Genomic DNA, 26,242 nt, shown 5'->3' on the forward strand with positions numbered 1-26,242 from the left:
AAGGAAAAATGAATAAGGAATTACTGGAGGCCCTGAATATACTGGAGAAGGAGAAGGACATCAGCAAAGATACTTTACTGGAAGCCATTGAAACTTCTCTGTTAACGGCCTGCAAGAACCATTTTGGAAAGGCGGATAATATCAAAGTTCATATGGACCCAGAAACTTGTGAGTATGAGCTTTACGCAGAAAAAGAAGTCGTGGAGACCGTGGAAGATCCTGTATTACAGATCAGTCTGGAGAACGCCAGAAAACTGAGCGGTACCTATGGCATCGGGGATATTGTTCGTCAGGACATCAAGTCCAAGGAATTTGGTCGTATTGCTACCCAGAATGCCAAAAATGTGATCCTCCAGAAAATCCGGGAAGAAGAGCGCAAGGTAGTATTCGACCAGTTCTACGCGAAAGAGCGGGAAGTGGTGACAGGAATCGTGCAGCGGTACATCGGACGGAATATCAGCGTCAATCTTGGCAAGGCCGACGCGATGCTCAATGAAAACGAGCAGGTACGCGGAGAATCTTATGAGCCAACAGAAAGAATTAAAGTCTTTATTTTAGAAGTAAAGGATACCACCAGAGGACCTCGGATTCTGGTTTCCAGAACGCATCCGGAACTGGTGAAACGTTTGTTTGAAGCGGAAGTGACGGAGATTCAGGACGGTATTGTGGAGATCAAAGCCATTTCCCGTGAGGCCGGGTCCCGTACCAAGATGGCCGTCTGGTCCAACGATCCCAACGTAGACCCTGTCGGCGCCTGTGTCGGCGTCAACGGAGGACGTGTAAATTCTGTGGTCGAGGAATTACGGGGAGAAAAGATCGATATCATCAATTGGAGCGATAATTCTGCAGAACTGATTGAGAATGCGTTAAGCCCTGCAAAAGTGATCTGCGTTTTGGCAGATGACGATGAGAGAACCGCTCAGGTGGTGGTTCCAGATTATCAGTTGTCTCTTGCCATCGGAAAGGTAGGACAAAATGCCCGCCTGGCTGCCCGGCTGACCGGATATAAGATCGATATCAAGAGCGAGACCCAGGCGAGAGAGAGCGGGTTGTTCGAGGAGATCGGGTATATCGAGGACTATTATGAGGAAGAAGGCGCCGAAGAAGAGTACGAGGAGTCTGGTTTTGACGAGGATGAGGAAAACGACTCTTTGGAATACGAGGCGGATGACACTGAGGAATTTGGCGAGGATTTGGTCGAAGAAGAAATTCCAGAATTGGATGAAGCAGATAGATAGGAAGTGAGCGAGTGGGTACAATTCGAAAACAGCCCCAGCGGGCCTGTATTGGCTGTGGGGAAATGAAAGAAAAAAAGCAGCTGATTCGCGTGGTGAAAACGCCGGAAGGAGAGTTCGTTCTGGATATGACAGGAAAAAAGAACGGCCGCGGCGCTTACCTTTGTTCTTGCAAGGCGTGTCTGGAGGCGGCAATCAAAACCAAAGGATTGGACCGTTCCTTTAAAATGGCGGTGCCGAAAGAAATCTACGATAAGCTGAGAGAGGAGTGGGATACTCTTGCAGCAAAATAAGGCAATGTCCTATTTAGGCCTGGCGGCTAGAGCCAGGCATGTAGAGAGCGGAGAATTCTGTACGGAACGAGCAGTAAAGCGCGGCAATGCAAAGTTGGTTCTTGTGGCTTCGGACGCTTCAGAGAATACCAAGAAGGCTGTTCGCGACATGTGTACCTATTATCATACAGAATGGTTGGTTTTTGGAGAAAAGGAGAGCCTGGGGCATGCCATCGGCAAAAGCGCCAGGGCTTGTCTGGCCTTGATGGATCAAGGGCTGGCAGATGCGGTGAAAGAGCAGTTGATAGACAGGAATCAAGACGGAGGTAGTGAGCATGGAAAATGATTTGAATAAAGAAGAACTAAAGAAAGAACCAAAGAATGCTGCGGAGAAGGCCGGAGAAGGAGAACCGAAGAAGAAAAAAATCACGGCGGTCTTTCGGAAACAAAACAGCGCTCAAAATAGTTTGAAATCCCGTCCGGCGGGAAATGGACAGAAACGTCCGGCAGCAAAGCCCGCTCCGGAAAAGAGCGGGAAACCAGCGGCGGAAAAGCCGGCTAGACCGGCGGCAAAGCCTGCTGTGAAACCGGCAGAAAAAGCAGCGGTAAAACCTGCTGTGAAACCGGCGGAAAAAGCAGCGGCAAAGCCTGCTGTGAAACCGGCGGAAAAAGTAACCGCAAAGCCCGCCGCGCCTGTGGAAAAAGCGGTAGAAGAGAAAGCTCCAGAGACAAAACCAGCAACTCCCCGTTTTGTAGATATGGAAAAGGTGCGGGAAGCGGATCGCGCGGCGTCCCGGGCAGCGGCTGCGGCAAGAAATAGAAGCAATGAGCGCAGAAGCGGGCGCGGAGGAAATGGAGCGGGAGATCGCCCTCAGGGAGGCTACCGCGGAGGAAACGCGGGAGACCGTCCTCAGGGAGGCTATCGCGGAGGAAATGCGGGAGATCGTCCTCAGGGAGGCTATCGCGGAGGAAACGCGGGAGACCGCCCTCAGGGAGGCTACCGCGGAGGAAATGCGGGAGATCGCCCTCAGGGAGGCTACCGCGGAGGAAATGCGGGAGACCGCCCTCAGGGAGGCGGCCGTGGACCGGCAGGCGGAAGAACGGCAGGCAATGCAGACCGGCCTCGCAGCGGCGGCTCTGATTTTGGCGGAATGGGGATGGCAAAACCCAGTACCAAAAATCCGAAGAGCGCCAATGCAAAAGGGAATAGCCGTTATGATAAGAAAAACAGCGATGAACTGAGAAGGCCGGCTGGAAAACAGGTTTCCAATAAAGATCTGGCGAGACCGCAGAAGCCTCAGCGTCAGGAGAAGGTAGAACCGGAGATTAAGTTGATTGTTCTGCCGGAGAAGCTGACAATTCGCGATCTGGCGGAAAAGATGAAGATACAACCGTCCGCCATTGTAAAGAAATTGTTCTTGGCTGGCAAAATCGTGACGGTAAACCAGGAAATTGATTATGAAACGGCTTCGGATATCGCCGTAGAATTCGATGTGCTGACTGAGCAGGAAGTAAAAGTAGATATTCTGGAAGAACTTTTGAAGGACAATACGGAAGATCCGGAGGATTCCCTGCAGCCTCGTCCGCCGGTCGTCTGCGTGATGGGTCACGTAGATCACGGAAAGACTTCCCTTTTGGACGCTATCCGAAAGACCAATGTGATTGCAAAAGAAGCGGGCGGCATTACCCAGCATATCGGTGCATATGTGGTGGAGATCAACGGACAGAAAATCACGTTTTTGGATACGCCTGGTCACGAAGCCTTTACGGCGATGCGGATGCGTGGTGCAAAATCAACGGATATCGCGGTTTTAGTTGTAGCGGCGGACGACGGCGTGATGCCTCAGACCGTGGAGGCCATCAATCATGCCAAGGCAGCCGGCGTGGAGATCATTGTAGCCATCAATAAGATTGATAAGCCCGGCGCGAATATCGAGCGGGTAAAACAGGAGTTGGCAGAGCAGGAAATCGTTGCGGAAGACTGGGGCGGCAAGCATATTTTCGTGCCGGTATCGGCAAAGACTGGCGAAGGAATCGATTCTTTATTGGAGATGATTCTTTTGGCGTCCGAGCTGCGTGAGCTGAAGGCGAATCCAAATCGAAATGCCCGCGGTTTGATCATTGAAGCTCAGTTGGATAAGGGCAAAGGACCGGTGGCCACGGTTCTGGTTCAAAAGGGTACGCTGCACGTAGGCGATACGATTGCTGCGGGACCGTGCTTCGGTAAGGTCCGGGCCATGATGGACGATAAGGGACGCCGTGTGAAGGAGGCAACTCCCAGCGTTCCGGTGGAGATCCTTGGTCTAAACGACGTGCCTAGCGCCGGCGAGGTATTTGTTTCAACAGATAGTGAAAAAGAAGCCCGCAGCTATGCGGAGACTTTTGTGGCGGAAGGAAAGAAAAACCTGTTGGACGACACCAAGGGCAAACTTTCCCTGGACGACTTGTTCTCTCAGATTCAGGCGGGCAATGTAAAAGAACTGAATCTGGTTATCAAGGCCGATGTACAAGGTTCTGTGGAAGCGGTCAAGCAGAGTCTGGTGAAACTTTCCAACGAAGAGGTCGTTGTGAAGGTGATTCATGGCGGCGTTGGTACGATTAACGAGTCCGACGTCTCCCTGGCAGCAGTTTCCAATGCCATTATCATTGGTTTTAACGTCCGTATGGACGCAGCCGCCAAGGCGACCGCTGACCGCGAGCAGGTGGACGTCCGTTTGTATAAGGTGATTTATCAGGCGATCGAAGATATGGAAGCAGCCATGAAGGGTATGCTGGATCCGATTTTCGAGGAACGTGTGATTGGTCACGGCGTAGTCCGCCAGACCTTCAAGGCATCCGGCGTCGGCACCATTGCAGGCGCATTTGTCCTGGACGGCAAGTTTGTCAGAAATTGCAGCTGCCGGGTGAGCCGTGAGGGCGAGCAATTGTACGATGGCCCGTTGGTATCCTTAAAGCGCTTTAAGGACGATGTTAAGGAAGTGGCCACTGGCTATGAGTGCGGTTTGGTATTTGATAAATTTAATGATTTGAAGGAGGACGATACCATCGAGGCATATATGATGGTGGAAGTTCCCCGCACCTGATTTCCGAATCGAAAAATCGGATACAAGGAGTAAGAATGAGAAAAAATAGCATTAAAAATATCCGGATCAACGGAGAGGTTCAAAAGGAATTAAGCAATATTATCCGAGGCGAGGTAAAAGATCCGCGGATCCATCCTCTGACCAGCGTCACATCGGTTCTGGTGGCGCCGGATTTGAAAACCTGCAAAGCATATATCAGCGTACTGGGAGACGATGCCCAGGCCGCTGATACCTTGGCAGGGCTTCGAAGTGCGGAAGGCTTTATCCGCAGTCAGCTGGCCCGGAATTTGAATTTGAGAAACACCCCGGAAATCCGTTTCATCCTGGATCAGTCGATTGCTTACGGTGTTGAGATGTCCAGAAAAATTGACGAATTGACCGGAGGCGACGATGAAACGGATTGAGGAAGTTCTGGACGGCGCGGCGCGTATCTGTATTGCCGGGCATATCCATCCGGATGGAGACTGCGTGGGAGCCTGTCTGGGCTTATATAACTATATCCGGGAGATTTGTCCCGATGCGCTGGTACAAGTATATTTGGAACCGTTTTCTGAACATTTCGCTTTCTTAAAAGGGGCGGAAACGGTAAACCATGAGTACCCAAAGACAGAGCCTTACGATGTATGTTTTGCCCTGGATTGCGGGGACAAAGAGCGTTTAGGGGCGGCAGGGAGCTACTGGGATGCAGCCTCCAAAAAAGTATGTATTGATCATCATGTGACCAATACAAATTTTGGCGATGTAAATCATATCTGTCCCAAGGCCAGTTCCACCAGCGAGGTGCTCTATGAGTTGATGGATGACAGCCGGATAACCAGGGAAATAGCGGAATGCCTGTATGTGGGAATCGTCCATGATACCGGTGTGTTTAAACATTCCAACACGGAGGAGCGAACCATGGCCGTGGCAGGCAGGCTGATGGCGAAAGGCGTGTCTTCCTCCTATATTATCGATGAGACCTTTTATAAAAAGACCTTTGCGCAGAATAAGGCGCTGGGGCGGGCTCTAGGGTCGGCAAAGCTTTGGCTAAACGGCAAGTTTATCGCAGGCGCCATAACAGCTAGAGATATGCAGGAATTAGGGCTGCTTTCTAGGGAACTGGATGGGATTGTGGATCAGCTGCGCGTTACTTCCGGCGTTCAGGCCGCTGCATTTTTGTATGAATCCGAAGCGGCGGAACAAAAATGGAAGGTGAGTCTGCGAGCCAATGAGGGCGTAGACGTCAGTAAAATTGCGGTTTTATTTGGCGGCGGCGGTCATGTGAAAGCGGCTGGCTGCACCATGTCTGGCGAGTGGACGGAAATTGCAGATCAGTTGGCGAAACTCGTGAAAGAGCAGCTTTAAAAAGCGGAAGACGAACATGGATGGAATACTAAATATCTATAAAGAAAAGGGCTATACGTCCCATGATGTAGTGGCAAAGCTTCGCGGTATTTTGAAACAGAAAAAAATCGGTCATACTGGCACGCTGGACCCGGATGCGGTCGGCGTGCTTCCGGTTTGTTTGGGGAAAGCAACGAAGCTCTGCGATATGTTGACGGATACGACAAAAGAATACCGTGCAGTTCTGCTTTTAGGAGTCGAGACGGATACCCAGGACCTTGGTGGAACCATTTTGTCAGAGCACCCGGTGACGGCTTCTGTGGAAGAGGTGGAGCAGGCGATTCTTTCCTTTGTTGGACCATATGAGCAGGTACCGCCGATGTATTCGGCGTTAAAAGTAGGAGGACAAAAGCTTTGTGATTTAGCACGTCAGGGAAAAACCGTGGAGCGGAAGGCCCGTAGGGTGGAGATCTTTTCTATTTCCATTCATCGGATGGAACTTCCCCACATCGAGATGACCGTGTCCTGCTCAAAGGGAACTTATATCCGGACGCTGTGCCATGATATAGGACAGGCTTTAGGATGCGGCGGGGCGATGGAAGAATTGACCCGGACCAGGTCCGGCCGCTTTTTATTGGAAGAGGGAATGACGTTGAAGCAAGTGGAGCAGTTTAGAGACGAGGGCTTGCTAAAAGAGCGTATCCTGCCGGTAGAAGCGATGTTTGAGCATCTTCCTCAATATCGTTGTCCGGAAGAGTTTGGGAATGCGCTGAAAAATGGAAATCCGCTGAAGGTTTCCGGGAATTCTTTGACTCCTGGGGATTATCGGGTGATAGGACCGGAGGGGGATTTCGTGGGTATTTATCATTGGGAGCAGGGACAGAAGCTTTTAAAACCAAAGAAGCTCTTCTTTTTATAAGCTCTAAGGAGGAAATCGTGAGATACATTCATGACGCCATGGATTTTCAACTGGAAAGTCCAGCGATTGTAACATTGGGAAAATTTGACGGCTTCCATCGAGGCCACCAAAAACTGATGCGTCAGGCGGCGGCGCTCCGAAAGAATGGAGAGAAATTGGTTGTTTTTACCTTTGCCGTCTCTCCCCAAAGCTATTTATCAGGCCGCATGGGCGATTGCCTTACTACCAGAGCAGAAAAGAACAATCTGGCGGAAGAACTGGGAGCGGATGTTTTGATTGAATATCCTTTTACCGATCAGGTACGCCGGATGAAACCGACGGAGTTTTTGCAGAAGGTGCTGGTGGGACAGTGCCGGGCGGCAAAGATCGTTGTGGGGCCGGACTGCCGTTTTGGATACGGGGGCCGTGGAAACGTGGGGTTGTTACAGGAAAGATCGGATTCCTTGGGCTATTGTTTGACTGTGGTAGACAAGGAGCTTTATCACGAAGAAGCGGTGAGCAGTTCCCGTATCAAGGATTGTCTGCGCCAGGGACAGATTCGGGAAGCCAACCAGATGCTTGGGTATCGCTACGGTGTGCGCGGTCCGGTGGTTCATGGGCGGCGGCTGGGACGGACATTGGGAGTTCCAACGATCAATCAGTGCGCGCCGGAGGAACAGCTGATGCCAAAATCTGGTGTATATCTGGCGCGGATAGAGATTATTGGAGGGGTATATTTTGGCGTGGCCAATGTGGGCAGGAAACCGACCATTGACGGGGAACGCCCCGTGGGGATCGAGACATACTTGTTTGATTTTTCCAGGGATGTCTATGGACAAGAGGCAAAAGTAGAATTTTTGGAATTTTTGAGACCAGAGAGAAAATTTGTGTCGGTAGAAGAACTAAAACAGCAGATCTTGCAGGATGAGCAAGAGGCAAAAAGAATCTTGGAATCTCTTGGAAAAAGTAATTTGGGAGGTTGACAAAGGAAAGGATACCTGTTATCATGGGTATGTAACAAATGTAACAAATATGTAATAAATGAGCTGGGGGTGTAAATTTGACTCGACAAGGAAGAAGAAAACTTGGAGTCTTACTTTCCTTAAGTGTTTGTCTGGCGGCGGGACAGATCGTTCTGGCGGCGGACAAGCCTGCGAATGAGAATTCTCTGGTCATCGGCGGAGCGGCTGCAGTGATTGGCGGTTATACCAAAGATACGACCGGAACAGATAATACAAAAGTGCAAAGCCAGCCGCAGACTCAGCCGGCGAGCACGCAGGGCCGTGCGGACAAGCCGGTACAGAGCAAGAAGCTTGCTATTGTCGGCGTGGCAAAGCAGCAGGTGGCTGCCGAATCTAGTTTAGAGCCGGAGACGGAGGCGCCGGTGGCCGTTCCTGTTTCCGAAGGTGCGCCTGTTTCTGAGGAAGGCACAGAGGCGAATCCTGCAGAGGCAGCGGAGCCAGAGACTGCGGCGGTTCCAGAGGACGCAGTGGAGCCGGAGAATACGGATGATCAGCAGCGGCAGGCAGCAGTAGATCGGTATGAAAAGCTGGGTCTTGCGGACGCTGGATATTCGTATCTGAACGTGCGGGAGAAAGCTGGAACCGACGGTAAAATTATTGGTAAGATGCTGAATAACTACGCCTGCGAGATTTTAGATACGGTGGAGAAGGACGACGGTTATTGGTATAAGATCAAGTCGGGCTCCATCGAGGGATATGTCTACGCGGATTATATTCTGACCGGTGATGATGCCAGACAGCAGGGAAAGGAAGCGGCGGAAAAGCGCGCTTTGATTTTGACAGATACCTTGAATGTGCGTTCTGAGCCCAGCACCGAATCTTCGATTTGGACTCAGGTGGACAACCATGAGCAGTACGACGTGGTTCAGGAATTGGACGGTTGGTACGAGATCGAGCTGGACAGCTCTACTGGATATATCGTGGCGGACCCTTCGCTGGTGAATGTACGCTATACGCTGAATACGGCGATTCATTTTACACCGGAAGAGGAAGAAGAAAAGAAAGAATTATCTCTGCGGAGCAAGATTGTGAATTATGCGATGCAGTTCCTCGGAAACCGCTATGTGTGGGGCGGCGAAAGCCTGACCAAGGGCGTGGACTGCTCTGGATTTACCATGAAGGTATATGAGCATTTTGGCATCTATATGAGCCACTACACCGGATCGCAGGCCCAGGAGGGCAGAAAGATTAGCTTCTCTAATCTGAAAAAGGGTGATTTGGTCTTCTATGCGAAGAATGGTACCATTAACCATGTTGCGATCTATATCGGCGATGGACAGGTCATTCACGCGAGAAGTAAGCGGCGCGGCATTACCATTACCGAATGGGATTACCGGACTCCGGTAAAGGCGGTAACATTCTTGGATGATTGATTTTGCTAGGGATAAGAGCTTGCCGATGATGATCGGGTGATAAGATTGAAAAGAAAAAAGGTCTTCTATGATGAAACAAAAAATCATAGGAGGCCTTTCCGTTGAGGAAAGAAAAAAACGGGTTTACAATAAGCCGCATTTATGCTATACTACACTAGTATTACGCCGCGGCCAAGCTTTTGGACACTCCGACCAAGGCTTAGCGGACGGTGAGAATTTATTATTTAGGAGGAAATCGACATGATTTCAAAGGAAAAGAAAGCTGAGATTATTGCCGCATATGGCAGAGCGCCGGAAGATACCGGTTCCCCTGAGGTACAGGTAGCCCTGTTGACCGAGAGAATCGCAGAGCTGACCGAGCATCTGAAAGATCATCCGAAGGATCACCATTCCCGCCGCGGTCTGTTGAAAATGGTAGGTCAGAGACGTGGCCTGCTGGATTATCTGAAGAGAAACGATATCGAAGGCTACCGGAAGCTGATCGAGCGTCTGGGTATCCGTAAGTAATCGCGTACAGGCTAGGGTGGAAAAGGCTTTCCACCCTAGCTTTTGTATAGGTATGAGAAATTTCTTCTGGGGGAAAGAACTTCGAGACCACTGAAAAGGGTGCGGAAGCCGTGCTTTTTTCAGTAGTTTCGATGTTTTTCCCTGGAAAGATTATGAAAAGGAGAAACAAGATGTACAAGAGTTACAGCATGGAACTGGCTGGGCGTACACTGACCGTAGAGATCGGCCGTGTGGCTGCCCAGGCGAATGGAGCTGCCCTCATGCACTATGGCGATACGGTGGTATTGTCCACGGCGACGGCTTCAGACAAGCCAAGGGATGGGATTGATTTCTTTCCGCTTAGCGTAGAGTATGAGGAAAAGATGTATGCCGTAGGTAAAGTGCCTGGCGGCTTTAATAAGAGAGAGGGAAAGGCCAGCGAGCACGCGGTACTCGTTTCCCGCGTGATTGACCGTCCGATGCGCCCTCTGTTTCCGAAGGATTATCGAAATGATGTGACGCTAAGCAACCTGGTGATGAGTGTGGAGCCAGATTGCAATCCGGATGTGGTAGCGATGTTGGGTTCTGCGATTGCCACTTCGATTTCAGATATCCCTTTTGACGGCCCGACTGCAGCGACGATGGTGGGCTTGGTAGATGGAGAACTGGTTTTTAATCCGACCATGGAGCAGAAAAATGCTTCCGAATTGGCCTTGACGGTGGCGTCTACCAGAGAAAAGATCATTATGATCGAAGCGGGAGCCAATGAGATTCCGGAAGATAAGATGCTGGAAGCTATTTTTGCCGCTCATGAGATGAACAAGGAGATCATTGCGTTTATCGACCAGATCGTAGCGGAGTGTGGAAAGCCGAAGCATGAGTATATCCACGTAACAACGCCGGATGATCTGTGGGAGGATATGGTTTCTTTTGTTACGCCTGCTGACATGGAAGCCGCTGTATTTACGGATGAAAAGCAAGTAAGAGAGGAAAATATTCGTCAGATTAAAGAAAAGCTGGCGGAGCGCTATGAGGAAACGCATCCGGAATGGCTGGAAGCCATCGACGATGCCGTCTATAAATATCAGAAGGTTACCGTGCGTAAAATGATCCTGAAGGATCAGAAGCGTCCGGACGGCCGTGGGATCAAAGAAATTCGGCCTCTGCATGCGGAGGTGGATATTCTCCCCCGCGTTCATGGTTCAGGTATGTTCCAGAGAGGACAGACCCAGATTTTAACGGCGGCTACGCTGGCGCCGATGTCTTCCGCTCAGAAAGTGGACGGCCTGGATGAGTCTGAGACCAGCAAACGCTATATGCACCATTACAATTTCCCGTCCTGGTCGGTTGGTGAGACAAAGCCTTCCAGAGGACCGGGACGCCGTGAGATCGGCCATGGCGCTCTGGCAGAGCGCGCGCTGATTCCAGTGCTTCCTACGGTAGAAGAATTCCCTTATGCGATTCGTACGGTGTCTGAGACATTGGAATCCAACGGTTCCACCTCCCAGGCCAGCGTTTGTGCTTCGACTCTGGCGTTGATGGCTGCCGGTGTTCCGATCAAGAGAATGGTAGCAGGCATTTCCGTCGGTTTGGTGACTGGCGAGAGCGACGATGATTATATTGTTTTGACGGATATCCAGGGATTAGAAGATTTCTTTGGCGATATGGATTTCAAGGTGGCTGGAACCCACAAGGGTATCACGGCGATTCAGATGGATATTAAGATTCATGGATTGACCAATCAGATTATCCGTGAGGCTATTGCGAGAACCAAAGAAGCCAGAACCTATATTTTGGATGAGGTGATGGCTCCAGTGATCGCGGAACCGAGGAAAGAAGTTAGCAAGTACGCTCCGAAGATTCGTCAGATCACGATTGATCCGGAGAAGATTGGCGATGTGATCGGAAAGCAGGGCAAGGTGATCAATAAGATCATCGAGGATACCGGCGTTCAGATCGACATCGAGGACGATGGAAGCGTGGCGGTCTGCGGTACGGATGCAGAGATGATTGAAAAGGCGATTCATATTATCGAGACGATTGTCCATGATGTGGAGCCTGGCCAGATCTTTACAGGTAAGGTGGTCCGGATCATCAATATCGGCGCGTTTGTGGAGCTGGCTCCCGGCAAAGACGGCATGATTCATATTTCTAAGTTGTCTCAGAAGCGGGTGGCAAAGGTCGAAGACGTGGTACAGGTCGGCGATGAGGTGACCGTCAAGGTATTAGAGGTCGACAAGATGGGCAGAATCAATCTGTCAATGAAGGATGTAGAACAGAAAAAGTAAAATATGAAGCGGGGCAGCTTTGCTGCCCCGTTTCGTTTACCAAGGTTTTGTTTTAATCTCGTCCGCAAACAAAATTTTTTCCTGATTGACGGAATAGTAATAGATCTCATTGGACAACCATTCTTCTGCAGACACGGTGGTGGTATTAATCTCCATCAGCATATTCTGTAATTCTTTGGGTGAAATTCCGGAGGTTTCCGGAATCAAAATGACTTCATGGATGCTGCTGGGAAGGATAAAAAATCCGGCGCTTTGCTGTATGGCAAATTGTTTTAAAAGGTTTTCCTGCAGCAAGCCGGTAGCGCCAAGATAACGATGGGCATTTGTCAGAACGTACATCGGAGATTCTGAGGGATCTCCGCAGAGTTCTCGAATCAGAGCAGGCGTATCCGGGTTTTCATCCTCTTTGGACAGACCGGAAATTTCTTCTCGAATGATTTGATAGATCAATGTATCTAGAGGAAGAAGTTGAGGTGTTAAAAGAGAATTTAGGTTTTGGCTGGCATCCATTTGTAAGGTTTCTGGGGTGATATCCCAAAGGTCTAGATGTTGATTTTGGATGAGAGCTGAGGCAGGCGGCATACCTGGTGAGAAAAAGCATAGACAAGAAACAATGGCCAGATCCAGAAACGTTTGATATGGAACATTTTTAAGGAGTTCTTGATTACGTTTTTTGTGAATAAGTTTGGGCGCCAGATATGGCTGCGCGCTGGAATAGGTAAGGGCGCGTGAAAAATCCCATGGGCATTGGATTGCGGCAGATTGGCAGGTTTGAATGATATTTTCTAAAAGAGTTTCCCTTGATTCTCCATTTTGATACCGATTCCAGTAGTCGGAAAAGTAGATCGCGGGATAAGCGGACGCCTCTTTCGACGATATGCAAATGGTATCAACAGGTATTCCGTTGTTTTTGGGAAATTGGTGTAGATAGACAGTCGCTGTGTCAGAAAATGCTGCGCGTAGTTCATCCAAAAAGTAGTGAAGAAGTTCTTCGTATCCCATATAGTTACCTCCTGAAATAGAATGTTCCCAGGTGGAGATTGTGTGTAGGTGGGATTTAAAAGATGTTGATAGATAGCAGAAGAGAGTAGTATTACAAAATAGAGAATACTTTTTGATAGACAATTTTATTATAGATAGATCTATTTCAAATGTCAAGTCTAGTAGAAAAGCAGACTCCGAAATCAATAGATTACGATAGCCTCCAAATGAATTTCAAAATCGTTGGTATTTTTCACATAAAAGTGATAGGTTCCTGTTTGATCTAAAGAAAATGTCTGCGATATCGGTCCGGATCCAACTCGGCAGCGCATATCGCCGTTGGGCTCAATGATACCTGCTTGGATGAAATGATCGCATGTGATCTGCATATTGATTTTCTCACCGGAGCTACAGGAAAAGGCGAAGGAATGTGAAAACGTATTGGCAGGGATATTCCAATCATATACCTTATAAGTTTGGTTTTTTCTATAACCTTGCCGCCCTCCCCAAATACTACTAGATGGTTTTTCCAGAGATAGATCGGCAGTGTAGATGTAAAAGGCTTCATAGCCCTTTTCTAATAAATGGCTGGCAGCAAAAGCCGGCGCCGTATTTCCCATGAAAAGCGCAATCATAAAAACAATCACGATAAATTTGGGACGTGATTTTTCTTCCGTCTTTATTGTCATAAGCCGTCGAATTCGTTTTTCTAATTCGTTTCCGGTACACAGGGAAAAAAGATGCCCTTGCGGACCGCGTTCTGTTTCCGTTCTTGCATGATGAATCAGCATCAAAGCATATTCCCGTGGAGAAAAGTAGGCTTGTCCCTTTTCGCAGGTTCTGATATCGCATGCAGTTTCTGCCCACTCCTCATATAGTTCGACTAAATTTCCAACAAATGGGTTAAACCAGTGTATGAGTTGAATGAAAAAGCAAGCAATTTTGTACCCTAAATCGTGATGAAGATAATGGGTTAACTCGTGAATATAAATCATACGAAGTTCCAATTCGCTGCATTCCATTCCAAAGGGAAGCAAGATCATCGGTCGTATAAGGCCAATTCTTACGGGAGAGTAGAAAGAATCATTGGCATATAAACGAATTCTTCTGCGAATGTTGAGATCTTTACAGACGTCTTGCAATAATTCTTCTGCTCCTTCCATTTCTACAGGCACATTGCCGCGAAGCAGAATACGATCACGATAAAACATTCGTAGTTGGCTTGGGAGTAAAGACAAAACAGAAAGAAACCATCCAGTAGCTAATACCTGAAAGGATAGAAGAATGGGATCGGTGGTGATGGATAAAGTGCCGAATATTTGCTCATGTGAAACATTGGTTTGATTCCATACCATGACTCCATAGACGATGGGACACAAAAACTGAAATACAACCAACTTTAAAAACACGACAGCAAATTTTGGTTTGCGGCGTTCTAACATAGGAAGAAAAAACTTCCACTCAAGAAATGCCAGAGTACCCGACAGGGAGCAGAGGCAGGATACAAAAAATAAGTGACTAATCCAGTTCATAAATTCACATGGTTACCCCCAAACAACAATTCGGGTAGTCAAACTTAGCATAAATCCTGCTGAGACACAACAATTTTGGTATATTTTATGAGAAAGAGTGTGCGATACCCCCGACTATTTGTCAGGGGTAAAATAGCGGGAAACATCTTTTTGAAGGATCCCGGGATCTTTTTCGCACCAGATATCGACCAACTCGGAAAGCAATTCTTTCCATGCCTCGTCGCGGCTAATCAGCGGATGATATAAAAAGCTGCGGCCCTGGCGATACATGTTGAGAGCCTTCTTTTTTACTAAGCGAGTGAGAAATGTAGATACTGTTTGCGGTTTCCACTTTTTTTGATATCGATGATTGACCAAATCCATGATTTCCGGCAATGCCATATCGTAATCGGCAGACCACAAGATGGTCATTACTTGGCTTTCACATTTTGTTAACTCCATTTCTATTGCCCTCCTATTTTCTTACATTATACGATAGATTACATAGAAATGGATATGGTAAATAATGGAAGAACAAAAAGAAGGTATAAGTGAAAGGTTCCAGTGTCAAAAAGTATTTGTCCCCTATGACATCCCGTATTTCATGTTTTCAGCGGGCACTGAGTTTAAAAATCCTCTTGCAAGATCGCTTGCAAGAGGATTTTTAAACTTTTTACTCGGATATTACTCAATGAGATAAAAAATGGAGACAACAGGACTCGAACCTGCGACCCTTTACACGTCAAGCAAATGCTCTCCCAGCTGAGCTATGTCTCCATTGGAACTTATTCTACCGGAAATTTAGCGAAATTGCAAGCACAAAATAAAATTTTTTATGGAAAATGTGGAACGAAGATGTTCTGTTCAAATTTTAAATTTCATGTTATACTAGCCGCAAAAGAGGAGGAGAACGGACAATCGGTGAAGAATTGGGTATCGGAAGCAACCAAAAAGAATTGGAAACGTCTGTATGGAGATAGTCCGAATGGCCGGCTGACGGCGAGAGCCAATAAAAGTCAGTCGAAACGGTATATTCTTCCGGAGGAGATGCTGACGTGCAGAAAAAACCGAGAATTGGTTCAGCAGCTAACAAAATGGACCATAGAAAAAGGCTGTGAACCGGGAGACGCCCTATACACCTTGGGAATTCGTTTATTAAAAAAAGCTGGCCTTTGGGAAAAACGGAAGGAGAGGCCAAAACTTTGCAACTTTTTAAAAGGTATAAAACGCTCTCAGACTCCCTTTTTACAAACCTGTCCGCTGCCGGAAGGAGAGGACGATTTTCTCGGCCTCTTTTATCAGTGTCTTCGAAATGAGGGGGAAAAGAATCGGAAAGGCGCCTACTATACGCCGCCTTCTTTGGTCAAGCGCATGTTGACTTCTCTGGATCTTTCTGGCGGTAAGACACTGCTAGACCCTTGCTGTGGCAGTGGAGCGTTTCTTTTAGGCGCAAAAGATGCTTTTCCGGAACAGTTGATTGGATTTGATATCGATCCAATTGCTGTTATGATTGCTGGATTTAACTTTTATCTTCATTTTCCGGAATTGGATTTTGAACCAAAGTTATTCTGTCTGGATTTTCTGGATTTACCGTCCTGGATTCGGGAGAAAACGCCGGATTCCTATGATTATATTGTGACCAATCCCCCTTGGGGTTCCGTCGTTGGAAAATACTCTCAATTTCCGGAGATTGTTTCCAGAGAACGTTTTTCTTTGTTCCTGGTTCAAGCGTACAGCCTTTTATCTTCCGATGGTGAGCTTCGTTTTTTGCTGCCCGAATCCGTGCTGAATGTGAAAATACACCGGGATATAAGACGTTTTTTATTAGAACAAACACATCTTCAGGAGATTCTGTTTTGTCCGGAAAACTTTGCGGGAGTTTCTACGAAATCTGTATCTTTAACGATAAAGAAACAGCGGACGGGAAGCGAGGTTCGTGTGACAAGAGATGGAAATTCATTTTTTGTACCTGTTTCCTATCTGCAGATGGATGAAAATTTTGTCTATCGGCTCTGGCCAAAAACGGATCGTGAGATTTTAACAAGATTGCTGAGACAGGGTGAAGTTTCCCTGGAAAACAGTCTGTGGGGCCTTGGCATTGTAACCGGGCGCAATCGAGAAGCACTATCGGATGCTCCCGGCGAAGGGCGCGAGCCGGTTTATACAGGAAAGCAGATTCAGCCGTACCGCCTTCTGCCGCCGGTAAAATTTATTCGTTATGACAGAGAGCGGTTGCAGCAGGCAGCGAAGGATGAGTTGTACCGTGCTCCGGAGAAACTGGTTTATAAATTTATCTCCAACCGGCTGGTATTTGCGCGGGATACGTCAGGAGGACTTTTGCTAAACAGCGCGAATCTTTTGATCCCCCAGGTGCCGGGAATGTCGGCAAAAGCACTATTGGTATTTTTAAATTCCGAGCTTTACGGGTATCTGTATCAGCGCTTGTTTGGAGAAATCAAAATTTTACAGGGAAATTTGAAAAAACTGCCGCTGCCCCTTTTATCCTGGAAAGAGCAGGAGGAAGCAGAACGCCTCTGCCGCCTGATCGAGCAAGGCGGGAAGGGCAGGAAACTGGCAGTAAAGGAAGCGGAAGACTTCGTTTACTCTCGTATGGGAGTAACAGATTCGGAGCGTATCTATATTCATCAATGTATGGCTCAGGAATAGTGATAGTTTCCTTGTCTCACGAGGAAAAGTGTAGTATACTGAGTAAAATAAAAAAATACAGGGGATAAAATGCGAATAGAAAAGGTCAGAATTGTCTTGCTTGCGGCATTATCTTTGCTGCTGTCATCTTGCAGTCAGGAGACGGGGGCGACCGTGGAAAGTACAAATGCCAGCGGCGAGGTTGAGCAAGTAATAGGGACGGAACAAAAAGAGACTTTCCGTGTCAGTCAGGAGATTTCTCTTCCGGGAGGCATGGCAGGAGAAGAAGAGATTACGGGCGAGCCCATCGTGATTCGATTTGCAGGTGATTTTTGCCTGGCGGAGGGTTTTGCCATTACGGATGCTTTGGATCGCAGAGGGGATATCCGGAAATGCTTTTCGGAAGATCTTTTGGGCTTGATGTCCGATGCGGATCTTTTTGTACTGAATAATGAATTTACCTATAGCAATCGGGGGACGCCAACCGAGGGAAAAGACTGGACGTTTCGCGCCAATCCGGAGAGGGTGTCGGTATTAAATACCTTGGGAGTCGACATGGTGGGCCTTGCCAATAATCATGCTTATGATTGGGGCGAAGAGGCGCTATTGGATACGGTGTCTACTTTGCAGGGCGCCGGGATTGTGACGGCGGGCGCTGGAAAGAATTTGGAGGAAGCTAGAAAGCCTGCCTATTTTACCTATCATGGGAGGAAGATTGCTGTAATAGCCGCCACCGCAGTGGAAAAAATGGGAGATCGGGAATATGGAATGACCAAAGCTGCCACGGCGGATTCGGCAGGTGTATTTAGCACCATTGATCCAGCTAACTGTGTGGAGACGATCCAGGAGGCAAAGGCAAACAGTGACTTTGTATTTGTCTATGTCCATTGGGGGACGGAAATGACAACGGAAATCGATGAAGACCAGAAAGAACTGGCGAAAGCCTATATCGACGCTGGGGCGGATGCAGTGGTAGGAAACCATCCCCATATCTTACAGGGATTTGAGTATTATCAGGGAAAACCAATTTTATATAGTCTTGGGAATTTCTGGTTTAACAGCAAGGATCGGGAAACCTGTATGTTGGAATTTGTAATTCAGCCGGAAACCATGGAAACACAAATGAAATTTCTTCCTTGTCTTCAATCCGGATGTTATACAAAATTGATTACGGACGAAGGGGAGAAAACTCGAATGATTCGCGAGATGACAGAAATTTCATTCGGAGACGTATTTATCGATGAGAGCGGCGTGGTATCGGAGACCAAGCCGCAGTGATATTGGGGAGGAGAAGGATGAAACCAGCAAAACGGGTAGAGGATTCTATCACAGAGCAGCAGTATTTGCTGACGCCAGGTCATTTAAATCATTATGGGCGTCTATTTGGCGGCCAATTAATGATGTGGATCGACGAGGTGGCCGGGATTGTAGCGAGGCGTCATTCCAACAGCTTGATTACTACAGCGGCTGTAGATAATCTTCAGTTTAAGGGGCCGGCTTACTGTGAACAAGTGGTGGTTCTGATCGGACGTATGACCCATGTGGGGCGGTCTTCCATGGAGGTGCGGGTGGACACTTACGTGGAGGATTTGGACGGAACGAGAAGGAGTATCAACCGTGCTTATCTGGTAGAGGTAGCCATCGATTCAGAGGGAAAACCGGTGGAGGTTCCTGGATTGGTTTTGGAAACGGAAGTACAGAAGGCAGAGTGGGAAGGCGCTGAGAAAAGAAAACAGCTTCGCGTCGAGAGGCGGAAAGAGGGGTATTGATTTTCCTCTAGTTTTTTCGATGGATGTGCTCTAAATCCATCATCAAATTGATGAGATGTTTACTGTGCGTATCCAATTGGCGGTATTTGTTTAGAACCTTTTCCTCGCTGGGGAGATAACTTCGTTCCGCGTAAGCCATAATACGGGCGGAGAATCCTTTGGAGGCAGGCTCTGGTTCTGTGAACCCCAGAAGAAAACAGAGATTTGTGTCGTAGATATTGGCCAAGTTCAGTAACTTTTTCAGAGGAATATTATGAATCTCTCCTTTTTCATAACGGTGCAGGGTGGTTTTATGGATATGCGTAAGCTCAGCCGCCTGCTCCAGTGTGTAGCCCTTTTTCTTTCGTGCGTCTTTTAGATGATCGCCAATAAACATATTATTTTACTCCAATCTAAAAATGTAGTATGTTCATTATACGATACATGTAGGCAAAATGGAAGAGAAAAAACGAAAAAAGTTGAATTTATACCTACTTTTGTGTATAAAAATCTATGTCGGATGGAGTGGAAAAGTAAAAAAAAGCAATGAGGTACGATAAAAAACATAGTAGACATATCGGAAAAGACGTGATAAAATGAAATTCGTTAATCCGCGAAAGGAATAGGAGGCAGCGATGGAAAAGAAAATTGTATTGTCGGTTTTGGTAGAAAATTCGTCGGGTGTTCTGAGTAGAGTCGCCGGGCTTTTTAGCCGTCGGGGATACAATATTGACAGCCTGACTGTTGGAGAAACCCAAAATCCGGCATTTTCCCGCATGACGATTATTTCTACCGGGGAAGAGGAGGCGTTAGAGCAGCTTCAAAAGCAGGTAAAAAAGCTGGTAGATGTGGTGGATGTAGAAGAACTTCACCCCGATGCTTCGGTGTGCCGGGAGTTGATTCTTGTAAAAGTCCAGGCTGGACCGGAAGAAAGACAACAGGTTTTGGCGATTGCGGATATTTTCCGAGCGAAGATCGTGGATGTGGCGGAACACTCCATGATTGTGGAATTGACAGGAAACCAAAATAAAATTGAAGCGTTCCTGCGTTTGTTGGAAAAATTCAAACTGCTTCAGGTGGCAAGAACTGGCATTACCGGTTTGCCCAGAGGCATGAAGGAAGCGTAAGCTACAAAATTTTTTACATAATTATATGGAGGTAACACTATGGCGAAGATTTATTATCAGGAAGACTGTAATCTGTCTTTACTGGAAGGCAAAAAAATTGCTATTATCGGTTATGGCAGTCAGGGACACGCCCATGCGCTGAACCTGAAAGAGTCTGGTTGCGATGTGATCGTAGGACTGTATGAGGGAAGCAGATCCTGGGCAAAGGCAGAGGCGCAGGGCCTTCAGGTATATACGGCGGCAGAAGCGGCGAAGCAGGCAGATATCATTATGATTTTGATCAATGATGAGAAGCAGGCCAAGCTTTATAAAGAGTCCATCGAGCCTTATCTGGAAGAGGGCAATATGTTGATGTTTGCCCATGGCTTTGCAATTCACTATGGACAGGTTGTTCCTCCGAAGAATGTGGATGTGGCGATGATCGCTCCGAAGGCTCCGGGTCATACGGTAAGAAGCGAATATCAGATTGGCAGAGGAACTCCTTGTCTGGTAGCGATTCATCAGGACTATACCGGAAAGGCAAAAGATATGGCTCTGGCTTATGCAGGCGCGCTGGGCGGAGCGAGAGCAGGCGTTCTGGAGACCACTTTCCGTGCGGAAACCGAGACGGATCTGTTCGGTGAGCAGGCCGTTCTTTGCGGCGGCGTTTGCGCTCTGATGAAGGCTGGATTTGAGACCTTGGTAGAGGCTGGATACGCCCCGGAGAATGCGTACTTTGAGTGCATTCATGAGATGAAGCTGATTGTAGACCTGATTTTCCAGAGCGGTTTTGCTGGAATGCGTTATTCCATTTCCAATACGGCTGAGTACGGCGATTACATCACCGGACCGAAGATCGTGACCGACGAGACCAAGAAGGCCATGAAGCAGATCCTGTCCGATATCCAGGATGGTACCTTTGCAAAAGAGTGGCTGTTGGAGAATCAGATCGGAAGCCCGCACTTCAACGCGATGCGCAAGCAGCAGGCAGAGCATCCGGCGGAAAAGGTTGGCGAGCAGCTGCGTAAACTTTACAGCTGGAATGAAGAAGGCAAGAAGCTGATCGATAACTAATCGGCGGCAGAAAAGATCGAAATGAGACGGACTGCTGTGTCAAAAATTGAGACGGCAGCCCGTTTTGTGCGTATCGGGAAATGATAGCATAGAAAGGAATTCCAATGAATCAGGTATATTACAAGAGCACAAGAAGCGACAGCGATCCGGTAACGGCAAGTCAGGCGATTTTGCAGGGACTTGCAAAAGACGGAGGCCTCTATGTGCCGGTAGAGGTGCCGAAACTGGATGTGCCGGTGGAAGCATTGGCGGGAAAACCTTATGTAGAGGTTGCCTACGAGGTGATGAAACAGTTCCTGACTGACTTTACGGAGGAAGAGTTAAAAACCTGCATCACCCGCGCTTACGACAGCAAGTTTGATACGAAAGAGATTGCCCCGCTTGTCAAGGTGGAAGATTTGTATTACCTGGAATTGTTCCATGGCGCCACCATTGCATTTAAGGACATGGCTCTCTCGATCTTGCCGCATTTAATGACGGTATCGGCAAAGAAAAATGGAATCAAGAATGAAATCGTGATTTTGACAGCGACTTCCGGAGATACGGGAAAAGCGGCGTTGGCTGGTTTTGCCGGTGTGGAAGGGACACGAATCATCGTATTTTATCCCAAGGATGGAGTGAGCCCGGTTCAGGAAAAGCAAATGGTGACTCAGCGTGGGGATAATACGTTGGTGGTAGGCATTCATGGAAACTTCGATGATGCTCAAAATGGTGTAAAGGCGATTTTTAACGACCGGGACTTGGAGAAGGAGTTGGATGCGGCTGGATTCCAGTTCTCTTCGGCCAATTCGATTAACATCGGACGCCTGGTACCCCAGGTGGCTTATTATGCCTATGCTTACGCGCAGCTGTTAAACCGCGGAGAGATCAAAAACGGCGAACCCATCAACGTGGTGGTACCCACTGGGAATTTTGGAAATATTTTGGCTGCTTACTATGCGAAATCCATGGGCGTGCCGATTGCAAAGCTGATCTGTGCTTCCAATGAGAATAAGGTTTTATACGACTTTTTCCAGACGGGAACCTATGACCGGAATCGTGAGTTTATCTTAACCAGTTCGCCCTCCATGGATATTTTGATTTCCAGCAACCTGGAGCGTTTGATTTATAAAGTAGCGGGCGAGAATGCGGAGCAGAATAACGCATTTATGAAGCAGTTAAGCGCATCTGGAACCTACACACTTCCGGAAGAGATGAGAGATCGGCTGAAAGATTTCTACGGGAATTATACAGGGGAAACGGGAACTGCGGAAGCGATTCGGGAAGTCTATGAGAAGACAGGATATATTATGGATACCCATACGGCGGTTGCCGCACATGTGGCGAAGGCTTACCGGAAGGATACCGGCGATCAGACAAAGACCGTTGTTGTTTCTACGGCCAGTCCCTATAAGTTTACTCGCAGCGTGATGTCAGCGATTGACCCGAAATATCAGGCGGAAGAGGATTTTTCGTTGATTGACGAGTTATCCCGGCTTTCTGCAACAAAGATTCCTCAAGCCATTGAGGATATCCGGTCCGCACCGGTGCTTCATAAGACTGTGTGTGAAAAAGAAGAGATGGTGAATGTAATTAAAACGTTTTTGAATATTTAGAATCCTAAAAGCAGCCTTCTGGCTGCTTTTATTGTTCAAAATTTATCAAACTTTACCTAAAATAGTGGCAAAATCTTTAGAAATAGTCTTTTAAAATTTTGTATTTGTATGAAAAATTAGCGGAGAATAAGTTGACATTCCACGGGAATCGTGGGAGAATGTACGGAGTAAGAGAACAGGAATTTTGGGAGGTTACTTTTTATGTCTACACAAGCGGGTTTTGCGAGAGAGGAGATTGGAGCAAAAAGCTCCTATTTCAGCAAGACGAGGACCATTATCGAGACGACCTTTTATGGCAACAATGTTGTGAGAGTGCCTAGCCTTCGGGCAGCTTATGAACTGGCAAAAAATTCACCGGGTACGATTGTGACGGATATGCCGGTCTTTCATGGCGATACCTTTGGACTTCCGACGGATGCAAAGGTGCTGCTGTGCAACGATGGCGCGGTTACAGGACGGACGGCTGTGGCGAGAAGAATTGCTGGTGAACCTGGCGTAGATACGGTGGATTTGGATAAAAAGCTGATGGAAGCAGTCTATGAAAGCCGGTTTAAAAAGATGTATCACGCCGAGGTATACATCGGACTGGACCCGGAGTTTATGGTGAAGGCTCATCTGCTGATCCCGGAAGGGTTTGAGAATACCCTTTACAATTGGATGCTGAATTTCCAGTATCGTTCCGACGAGTATGTCCGGATGTACAAACAGTCCCGCCCCATTGATAAGGAAGGCGATATCTATATTTTTGCGGATCCCGATTGGCGTCATGACGAGCATCCCAACGGGCTGGCATATTTTAATACAGCGCAGAACTGTGCGGCAATTCTTGGTATGCGGTACTTTGGTGAGTTTAAGAAGGGAACGCTTACGATTGCCTGGGCGATTGCCAGCCGCAACGGTTATGTTTCCTGCCATGGCGGCCAGAAACGGTACAACCTGCCGGGTGGAAAGAAATTTGTGGCCAGCGTATTTGGTCTGTCCGGATCTGGTAAATCAACGATTACTCATAATCGCCACAACGACAAATACGATATCACGATCCTTCATGACGACGCGTTTATTATCAACTCGGAGACGGGTTCTTCCATTGCTTTGGAGCCGACTTACTTCGATAAAACAGCCGACTACCCGCTTTCCTGCGAGGCCAGCAAATATTTGCTGACGGTTCAGAACTGTGGCGCTACGCAGGATGAGGACGGTAAGATTGTATTGGTGACGGAGGATGTCCGCAATGGAAATGGACGGGCCATCAAGTCGAAACTTTGGTCTCCGAACCGAATTGATAAGATTGAGGAGCCGGTAAACGCGATTTTCTGGATTATGAAAGATCCGACGCTTCCCCCGATCCTGAAGGTGAAAGGCGGAGCTTTGGCATCTGCCATGGGAGCGACCCTTGCAACGAAACGGACTTCCGCAGAAAACCTGCTGAAGGGCGTGGATATCAACGCATTGGTTTACGAGCCCTATGCGAACCCGTTCCGTACCTATCCACTGAAATACGATTACATAAAGTTTAAAAAGCTGGTGGACGAGAGAGGCATTGATTGTTACATTATCAATACCGGCGACTTTATGGGCAAAAAAGTAAAGCCTTCGGATACGCTTGGCATCATTGAGCATATCGTGGAGAATAAGGCGGAGTTCAAACCTTGGGGTCCTTTCCAGTGCCTGGAGATCATGGAGTGGGAAGGCTTCGAGCCGGATATGACGGATAAGGAATACCTGCAGAAGTTGCAGGATGGCATGAAACGCCGCCGCCGTTTTATCAGCATGAAGTACACGGAAAAAGAGGGATACGATCAGCTTCCGTCGGAGGCTTTGGAAGCAATCGAGGAAGTGATTCAGCCGCTGTGCGATTTGGTTTAATGGACTAGGAGCGTGAAGAAGAGTAGTCTGTTTGGTAGTAGTGCCAAGGCATTGGTTTTGGCAAATAGATAAATAGGAACTTGAGAAAGAAACATCCCCCGCGGTTTTGCTGCGGGGGATTTGCGTTTACAGGCGATAATCAAAGCAGAATCCGAAATGGCTTTAAGACAAAGCCGAGCGCGCGCCAAAAAAGTTCTTTTCCTAGTCCTGCTTCCTCTAGGCTTAGATGCGCTGGTTTTTCATAACTGCCGTCTGTCTGAACTGCCCAGGAGTCTGCAATCATGGGAAGCAGATAGCCTTCCAGCTGTTGATTCAATTCTTCACTGTCGATGGCTAACATTAGCTCCGTGTCCACGTAGGTGCTGCGTAGATCCAGGTTATAGGAGCCGATCAAGGTCATCCGGTGATCAATCAAAACCGACTTTCCATGGGAAGAAGTGCCGCCGGCATATTCGTAGATGGGTATGCCGGTTTTCCGGATGCTGCTTTTTTTCCAAGTATAGTCGGAGGAAGCTACCACATTATCTCCGTTTTCCCTGGCATTTAAAAGGAGTTTACAGTCGGCGGAACCGGAAGCAAGGCGGCGCAGTCCGTCCAGCATCTCCGAGGAGCAGACCGCGTATGGCGTTTGCAAAATCACGCGGTCTGTAGCGGATTCCATCAGCTTTTGCATCTGGAACCAGACCAGAGGCGATTTTCCGCCAATACCGATATCTCCTGAAATCAGAGTGACCTGATGGGTCGGCAGGGTAATCTCTTCAAAATGGCTGTCCTCCATAAAAAGTTCAGGCCAATCCTCTTTCATTGCAATCAAATGTTCCTGAAGCTGTCTGCTTTTTTGTTGGGACTCTTCCTTTTTTTGTTCCGGATCCCGCGAGGACAGGATGGAGCAGTCTTCCGATTTCCAAACTCGTTCAAAATAATCCTTCACCTGCGTCAAGGAACTTTCTCCGGAATTTTCTTTTCCATGGGCGGTATTGTAAATGAAAACCTCGCGATCCAGACTTTTTCCATCGGAAGGATAATCTCCAAGGAAATAATCAAAGGTGTTCCGGCCTCCCAAGATATATCCGATATCGTCGGCAATCATATATTTATCGTGCATCCGGCCATGGTAGGTCCAGGGAAGAAACAGGTTTGGCCGGTTGTATAGTTTGATTTCGATATTCGGGTGGGCAGCTAACAGATCAAAGGGCTGGTTTCCTTCCATGCGGAGCCGTCCGCTGATTCCATCCACCAGGATTTGGACCGAGACGCCCCGGTCGGCAGCTTCTAGGAGAACTGCCGCCAGATCATCCATGCTGCTTCCTTGGCGCATATCGAAGGTGGAAAGAATCAGAGAATGCTTAGCTCTTGAAATCAGACGGATTCGTTCGTCTAACGCTTCTTTGCTTGTTTCCAGGATAGCGGCGCGGTCTACCGAAACGCCGTCGCTGTAAAAATTTTCTACCGAAAAGCTGCTTTTATAAAAGGGATTTACTTCCGGATGGCGCCAGAATGGAAGGCACATCCCGAAGATAATATAACCCAAAAACAACAAAAGGGATGCGACAAGCGTCTTTTTCCAGGTCCAGGAAAAATGCTTGATAGCCCTTTTGAAATTCGTGGATTTTTTTGTATTTTTTTGTCGGTTGAGATTTTTCGATCTCTTCGAATCCGTTTTCTTTTTGGGGTTTGTTTTCTTTTTGAAATTCGTTTTAGATGATGTTTTCTTTCTCGTTTGTGTCATTGCTCC

23 protein-coding genes and 1 tRNA gene are annotated in these 26,242 nt (G+C 47.8%); 18 read left to right on the top strand and 6 right to left on the bottom strand.

Annotated features, from left to right (window positions below):
• Positions 1–8: 8 nt before the first annotated feature.
• The 11 genes from nusA to ACCC71_RS04830 all read left to right on the top strand — a co-directional run bounded on the left by nusA (position 9) and on the right by ACCC71_RS04830 (position 11,980).
• Positions 9–1,238 carry a transcription termination factor NusA gene (nusA, locus tag ACCC71_RS04780; protein ID WP_434311283.1) on the top strand — a complete coding sequence of 410 codons (1,230 nt, stop codon included), beginning with the start codon at positions 9–11 and terminating at the stop codon, positions 1,236–1,238.
• 62 nt (positions 1,239–1,300) lie between these two features.
• Positions 1,301–1,528, top strand: coding sequence for an RNase P modulator RnpM (rnpM, locus tag ACCC71_RS04785; RefSeq protein ID WP_434311809.1), 228 nt, complete (start codon positions 1,301–1,303; stop codon positions 1,526–1,528).
• Complete coding sequence (locus ACCC71_RS04790) at positions 1,515–1,853, top strand: L7Ae/L30e/S12e/Gadd45 family ribosomal protein (RefSeq protein ID WP_434311284.1); 339 nt, start codon at positions 1,515–1,517, stop codon at positions 1,851–1,853. Before rnpM ends, ACCC71_RS04790 begins: the two co-directional genes overlap by 14 nt.
• A complete protein-coding gene (gene infB / locus ACCC71_RS04795) occupies positions 1,843–4,590 on the top strand; it encodes a translation initiation factor IF-2 (RefSeq protein WP_434311285.1) in 2,748 nt (915 codons plus the stop codon). The genes ACCC71_RS04790 and infB overlap by 11 nt, the downstream gene beginning before the upstream one ends.
• A 35-nt stretch (positions 4,591–4,625) precedes the next feature.
• A complete protein-coding gene (gene rbfA, locus ACCC71_RS04800) occupies positions 4,626–4,994 on the top strand; it encodes a 30S ribosome-binding factor RbfA (protein ID WP_434311286.1) in 369 nt (122 codons plus the stop codon).
• A complete protein-coding gene (locus tag ACCC71_RS04805; protein ID WP_434311287.1) occupies positions 4,981–5,934 on the top strand; it encodes a DHH family phosphoesterase in 954 nt (317 codons plus the stop codon). The genes rbfA and ACCC71_RS04805 overlap by 14 nt, the downstream gene beginning before the upstream one ends.
• Before the next feature lie 16 nt (positions 5,935–5,950).
• A complete protein-coding gene (gene truB, locus ACCC71_RS04810; protein WP_434311288.1) occupies positions 5,951–6,832 on the top strand; it encodes a tRNA pseudouridine(55) synthase TruB in 882 nt (293 codons plus the stop codon).
• A 17-nt stretch (positions 6,833–6,849) separates the two neighbouring features.
• Complete coding sequence (locus ACCC71_RS04815) at positions 6,850–7,794, top strand: bifunctional riboflavin kinase/FAD synthetase (protein WP_434311289.1); 945 nt, start codon at positions 6,850–6,852, stop codon at positions 7,792–7,794.
• 77 nt (positions 7,795–7,871) lie between these two features.
• Positions 7,872–9,206, top strand: coding sequence for a C40 family peptidase (locus ACCC71_RS04820; protein WP_434311290.1), 1,335 nt, complete (start codon positions 7,872–7,874; stop codon positions 9,204–9,206).
• A 240-nt stretch (positions 9,207–9,446) separates the two neighbouring features.
• The gene (rpsO, locus tag ACCC71_RS04825) at positions 9,447–9,713 is read left to right on the top strand and encodes a 30S ribosomal protein S15 (protein ID WP_434311291.1); all 267 of its coding nucleotides are present in this window, start codon (positions 9,447–9,449) and stop codon (positions 9,711–9,713) included.
• 170 nt (positions 9,714–9,883) lie between these two features.
• Positions 9,884–11,980, top strand: a complete 2,097-nt coding sequence (locus tag ACCC71_RS04830; RefSeq protein ID WP_434311292.1) for a polyribonucleotide nucleotidyltransferase — start codon at positions 9,884–9,886, stop codon at positions 11,978–11,980.
• A gap of 36 nt (positions 11,981–12,016) precedes the next feature.
• On the opposite strand, the gene ACCC71_RS04835 is transcribed toward ACCC71_RS04830, so the two are convergent.
• The 4 genes from ACCC71_RS04835 to ACCC71_RS04850 all read right to left on the bottom strand — a co-directional run bounded on the left by ACCC71_RS04835 (position 12,017) and on the right by ACCC71_RS04850 (position 15,249).
• Positions 12,017–12,982 carry a DUF5688 family protein gene (locus ACCC71_RS04835; RefSeq protein WP_434311293.1) on the bottom strand — a complete coding sequence of 322 codons (966 nt, stop codon included), beginning with the start codon at positions 12,980–12,982 and terminating at the stop codon, positions 12,017–12,019.
• Positions 12,983–13,164: 182 nt separating this feature from the next.
• Positions 13,165–14,403, bottom strand: coding sequence for a M56 family metallopeptidase (locus tag ACCC71_RS04840; protein WP_434311294.1), 1,239 nt, complete (start codon positions 14,401–14,403; stop codon positions 13,165–13,167).
• A gap of 204 nt (positions 14,404–14,607) precedes the next feature.
• Positions 14,608–14,934, bottom strand: a complete 327-nt coding sequence (locus ACCC71_RS04845; protein WP_434311295.1) for a BlaI/MecI/CopY family transcriptional regulator — start codon at positions 14,932–14,934, stop codon at positions 14,608–14,610.
• 242 nt (positions 14,935–15,176) lie between these two features.
• Positions 15,177–15,249, bottom strand: a tRNA-Val gene (locus ACCC71_RS04850).
• Between the two features lie 144 nt (positions 15,250–15,393).
• On the opposite strand from ACCC71_RS04850, the gene ACCC71_RS04855 reads away from it, so the two are divergent.
• The 3 genes from ACCC71_RS04855 (at position 15,394) to ACCC71_RS04865 (ending at position 18,887) form a co-directional block, all read left to right on the top strand.
• Entirely contained in the window at positions 15,394–17,139 is a 1,746-nt protein-coding gene (locus ACCC71_RS04855; RefSeq protein WP_434311296.1) for an N-6 DNA methylase, read from the top strand.
• 153 nt (positions 17,140–17,292) lie between these two features.
• Positions 17,293–18,396 carry a CapA family protein gene (locus ACCC71_RS04860; RefSeq protein ID WP_434311297.1) on the top strand — a complete coding sequence of 368 codons (1,104 nt, stop codon included), beginning with the start codon at positions 17,293–17,295 and terminating at the stop codon, positions 18,394–18,396.
• Between the two features lie 17 nt (positions 18,397–18,413).
• Positions 18,414–18,887, top strand: a complete 474-nt coding sequence (locus ACCC71_RS04865) for an acyl-CoA thioesterase (protein ID WP_434311298.1) — start codon at positions 18,414–18,416, stop codon at positions 18,885–18,887.
• 7 nt (positions 18,888–18,894) lie between these two features.
• Here ACCC71_RS04865 and ACCC71_RS04870 read toward each other — a convergent pair whose 3' ends face one another.
• Positions 18,895–19,263 (bottom strand): helix-turn-helix domain-containing protein, encoded by a 369-nt coding sequence (locus tag ACCC71_RS04870; RefSeq protein WP_434311299.1) that lies wholly within the window; start codon positions 19,261–19,263, stop codon positions 18,895–18,897.
• Positions 19,264–19,501: 238 nt separating this feature from the next.
• On the opposite strand from ACCC71_RS04870, the gene ilvN reads away from it, so the two are divergent.
• The 4 genes from ilvN (at position 19,502) to ACCC71_RS04890 (ending at position 24,507) form a co-directional block, all read left to right on the top strand.
• Positions 19,502–19,993, top strand: a complete 492-nt coding sequence (ilvN, locus tag ACCC71_RS04875) for an acetolactate synthase small subunit (protein WP_434311300.1) — start codon at positions 19,502–19,504, stop codon at positions 19,991–19,993.
• Between the two features lie 39 nt (positions 19,994–20,032).
• Positions 20,033–21,046, top strand: coding sequence for a ketol-acid reductoisomerase (gene ilvC / locus ACCC71_RS04880; protein ID WP_434311301.1), 1,014 nt, complete (start codon positions 20,033–20,035; stop codon positions 21,044–21,046).
• Between the two features lie 104 nt (positions 21,047–21,150).
• A complete protein-coding gene (gene thrC / locus ACCC71_RS04885; protein ID WP_434311302.1) occupies positions 21,151–22,641 on the top strand; it encodes a threonine synthase in 1,491 nt (496 codons plus the stop codon).
• A gap of 201 nt (positions 22,642–22,842) precedes the next feature.
• Positions 22,843–24,507, top strand: coding sequence for a phosphoenolpyruvate carboxykinase (ATP) (locus ACCC71_RS04890; protein WP_434311303.1), 1,665 nt, complete (start codon positions 22,843–22,845; stop codon positions 24,505–24,507).
• A gap of 139 nt (positions 24,508–24,646) precedes the next feature.
• Here the strand turns inward: ACCC71_RS04890 and ACCC71_RS04895 are convergent, their stop codons facing one another.
• Positions 24,647–26,236 carry a phospholipase D-like domain-containing protein gene (locus ACCC71_RS04895; protein ID WP_434311304.1) on the bottom strand — a complete coding sequence of 530 codons (1,590 nt, stop codon included), beginning with the start codon at positions 26,234–26,236 and terminating at the stop codon, positions 24,647–24,649.
• Positions 26,237–26,242 lie beyond the last annotated feature (6 nt).

Origin of the sequence: Hominifimenecus sp. rT4P-3 (assembly GCF_051055405.1) — a bacterium.
Lineage (GTDB): Bacteria > Bacillota > Clostridia > Lachnospirales > Lachnospiraceae > Pseudolachnospira.

Excerpts from the sequence above, each read along its gene's own strand:
- nusA (WP_434311283.1), top strand. The coding sequence starts at position 9 with ATGAATAAGGAATTACTGGAGGCCCTGAATATACTGGAGAAGGAGAAG.
- rnpM (WP_434311809.1), top strand. The coding sequence starts at position 1,301 with ATGAAAGAAAAAAAGCAGCTGATTCGCGTGGTGAAAACGCCGGAAGGA.
- infB (WP_434311285.1), top strand. The coding sequence starts at position 1,843 with ATGGAAAATGATTTGAATAAAGAAGAACTAAAGAAAGAACCAAAGAAT.
- rbfA (WP_434311286.1), top strand. The coding sequence starts at position 4,626 with ATGAGAAAAAATAGCATTAAAAATATCCGGATCAACGGAGAGGTTCAA.
- ACCC71_RS04805 (WP_434311287.1), top strand. The coding sequence starts at position 4,981 with ATGAAACGGATTGAGGAAGTTCTGGACGGCGCGGCGCGTATCTGTATT.
- truB (WP_434311288.1), top strand. The coding sequence starts at position 5,951 with ATGGATGGAATACTAAATATCTATAAAGAAAAGGGCTATACGTCCCAT.
- rpsO (WP_434311291.1), top strand. The coding sequence starts at position 9,447 with ATGATTTCAAAGGAAAAGAAAGCTGAGATTATTGCCGCATATGGCAGA.
- ACCC71_RS04830 (WP_434311292.1), top strand. The coding sequence starts at position 9,884 with ATGTACAAGAGTTACAGCATGGAACTGGCTGGGCGTACACTGACCGTA.
- ACCC71_RS04835 (WP_434311293.1), bottom strand. The coding sequence starts at position 12,982 with ATGGGATACGAAGAACTTCTTCACTACTTTTTGGATGAACTACGCGCA.
- ACCC71_RS04840 (WP_434311294.1), bottom strand. The coding sequence starts at position 14,403 with ATGTTAGAACGCCGCAAACCAAAATTTGCTGTCGTGTTTTTAAAGTTG.
- ACCC71_RS04845 (WP_434311295.1), bottom strand. The coding sequence starts at position 14,934 with ATGGAGTTAACAAAATGTGAAAGCCAAGTAATGACCATCTTGTGGTCT.
- ACCC71_RS04865 (WP_434311298.1), top strand. The coding sequence starts at position 18,414 with ATGAAACCAGCAAAACGGGTAGAGGATTCTATCACAGAGCAGCAGTAT.
- ACCC71_RS04870 (WP_434311299.1), bottom strand. The coding sequence starts at position 19,263 with ATGTTTATTGGCGATCATCTAAAAGACGCACGAAAGAAAAAGGGCTAC.
- ilvN (WP_434311300.1), top strand. The coding sequence starts at position 19,502 with ATGGAAAAGAAAATTGTATTGTCGGTTTTGGTAGAAAATTCGTCGGGT.
- ilvC (WP_434311301.1), top strand. The coding sequence starts at position 20,033 with ATGGCGAAGATTTATTATCAGGAAGACTGTAATCTGTCTTTACTGGAA.
- thrC (WP_434311302.1), top strand. The coding sequence starts at position 21,151 with ATGAATCAGGTATATTACAAGAGCACAAGAAGCGACAGCGATCCGGTA.
- ACCC71_RS04890 (WP_434311303.1), top strand. The coding sequence starts at position 22,843 with ATGTCTACACAAGCGGGTTTTGCGAGAGAGGAGATTGGAGCAAAAAGC.
- ACCC71_RS04895 (WP_434311304.1), bottom strand. The coding sequence starts at position 26,236 with ATGACACAAACGAGAAAGAAAACATCATCTAAAACGAATTTCAAAAAG.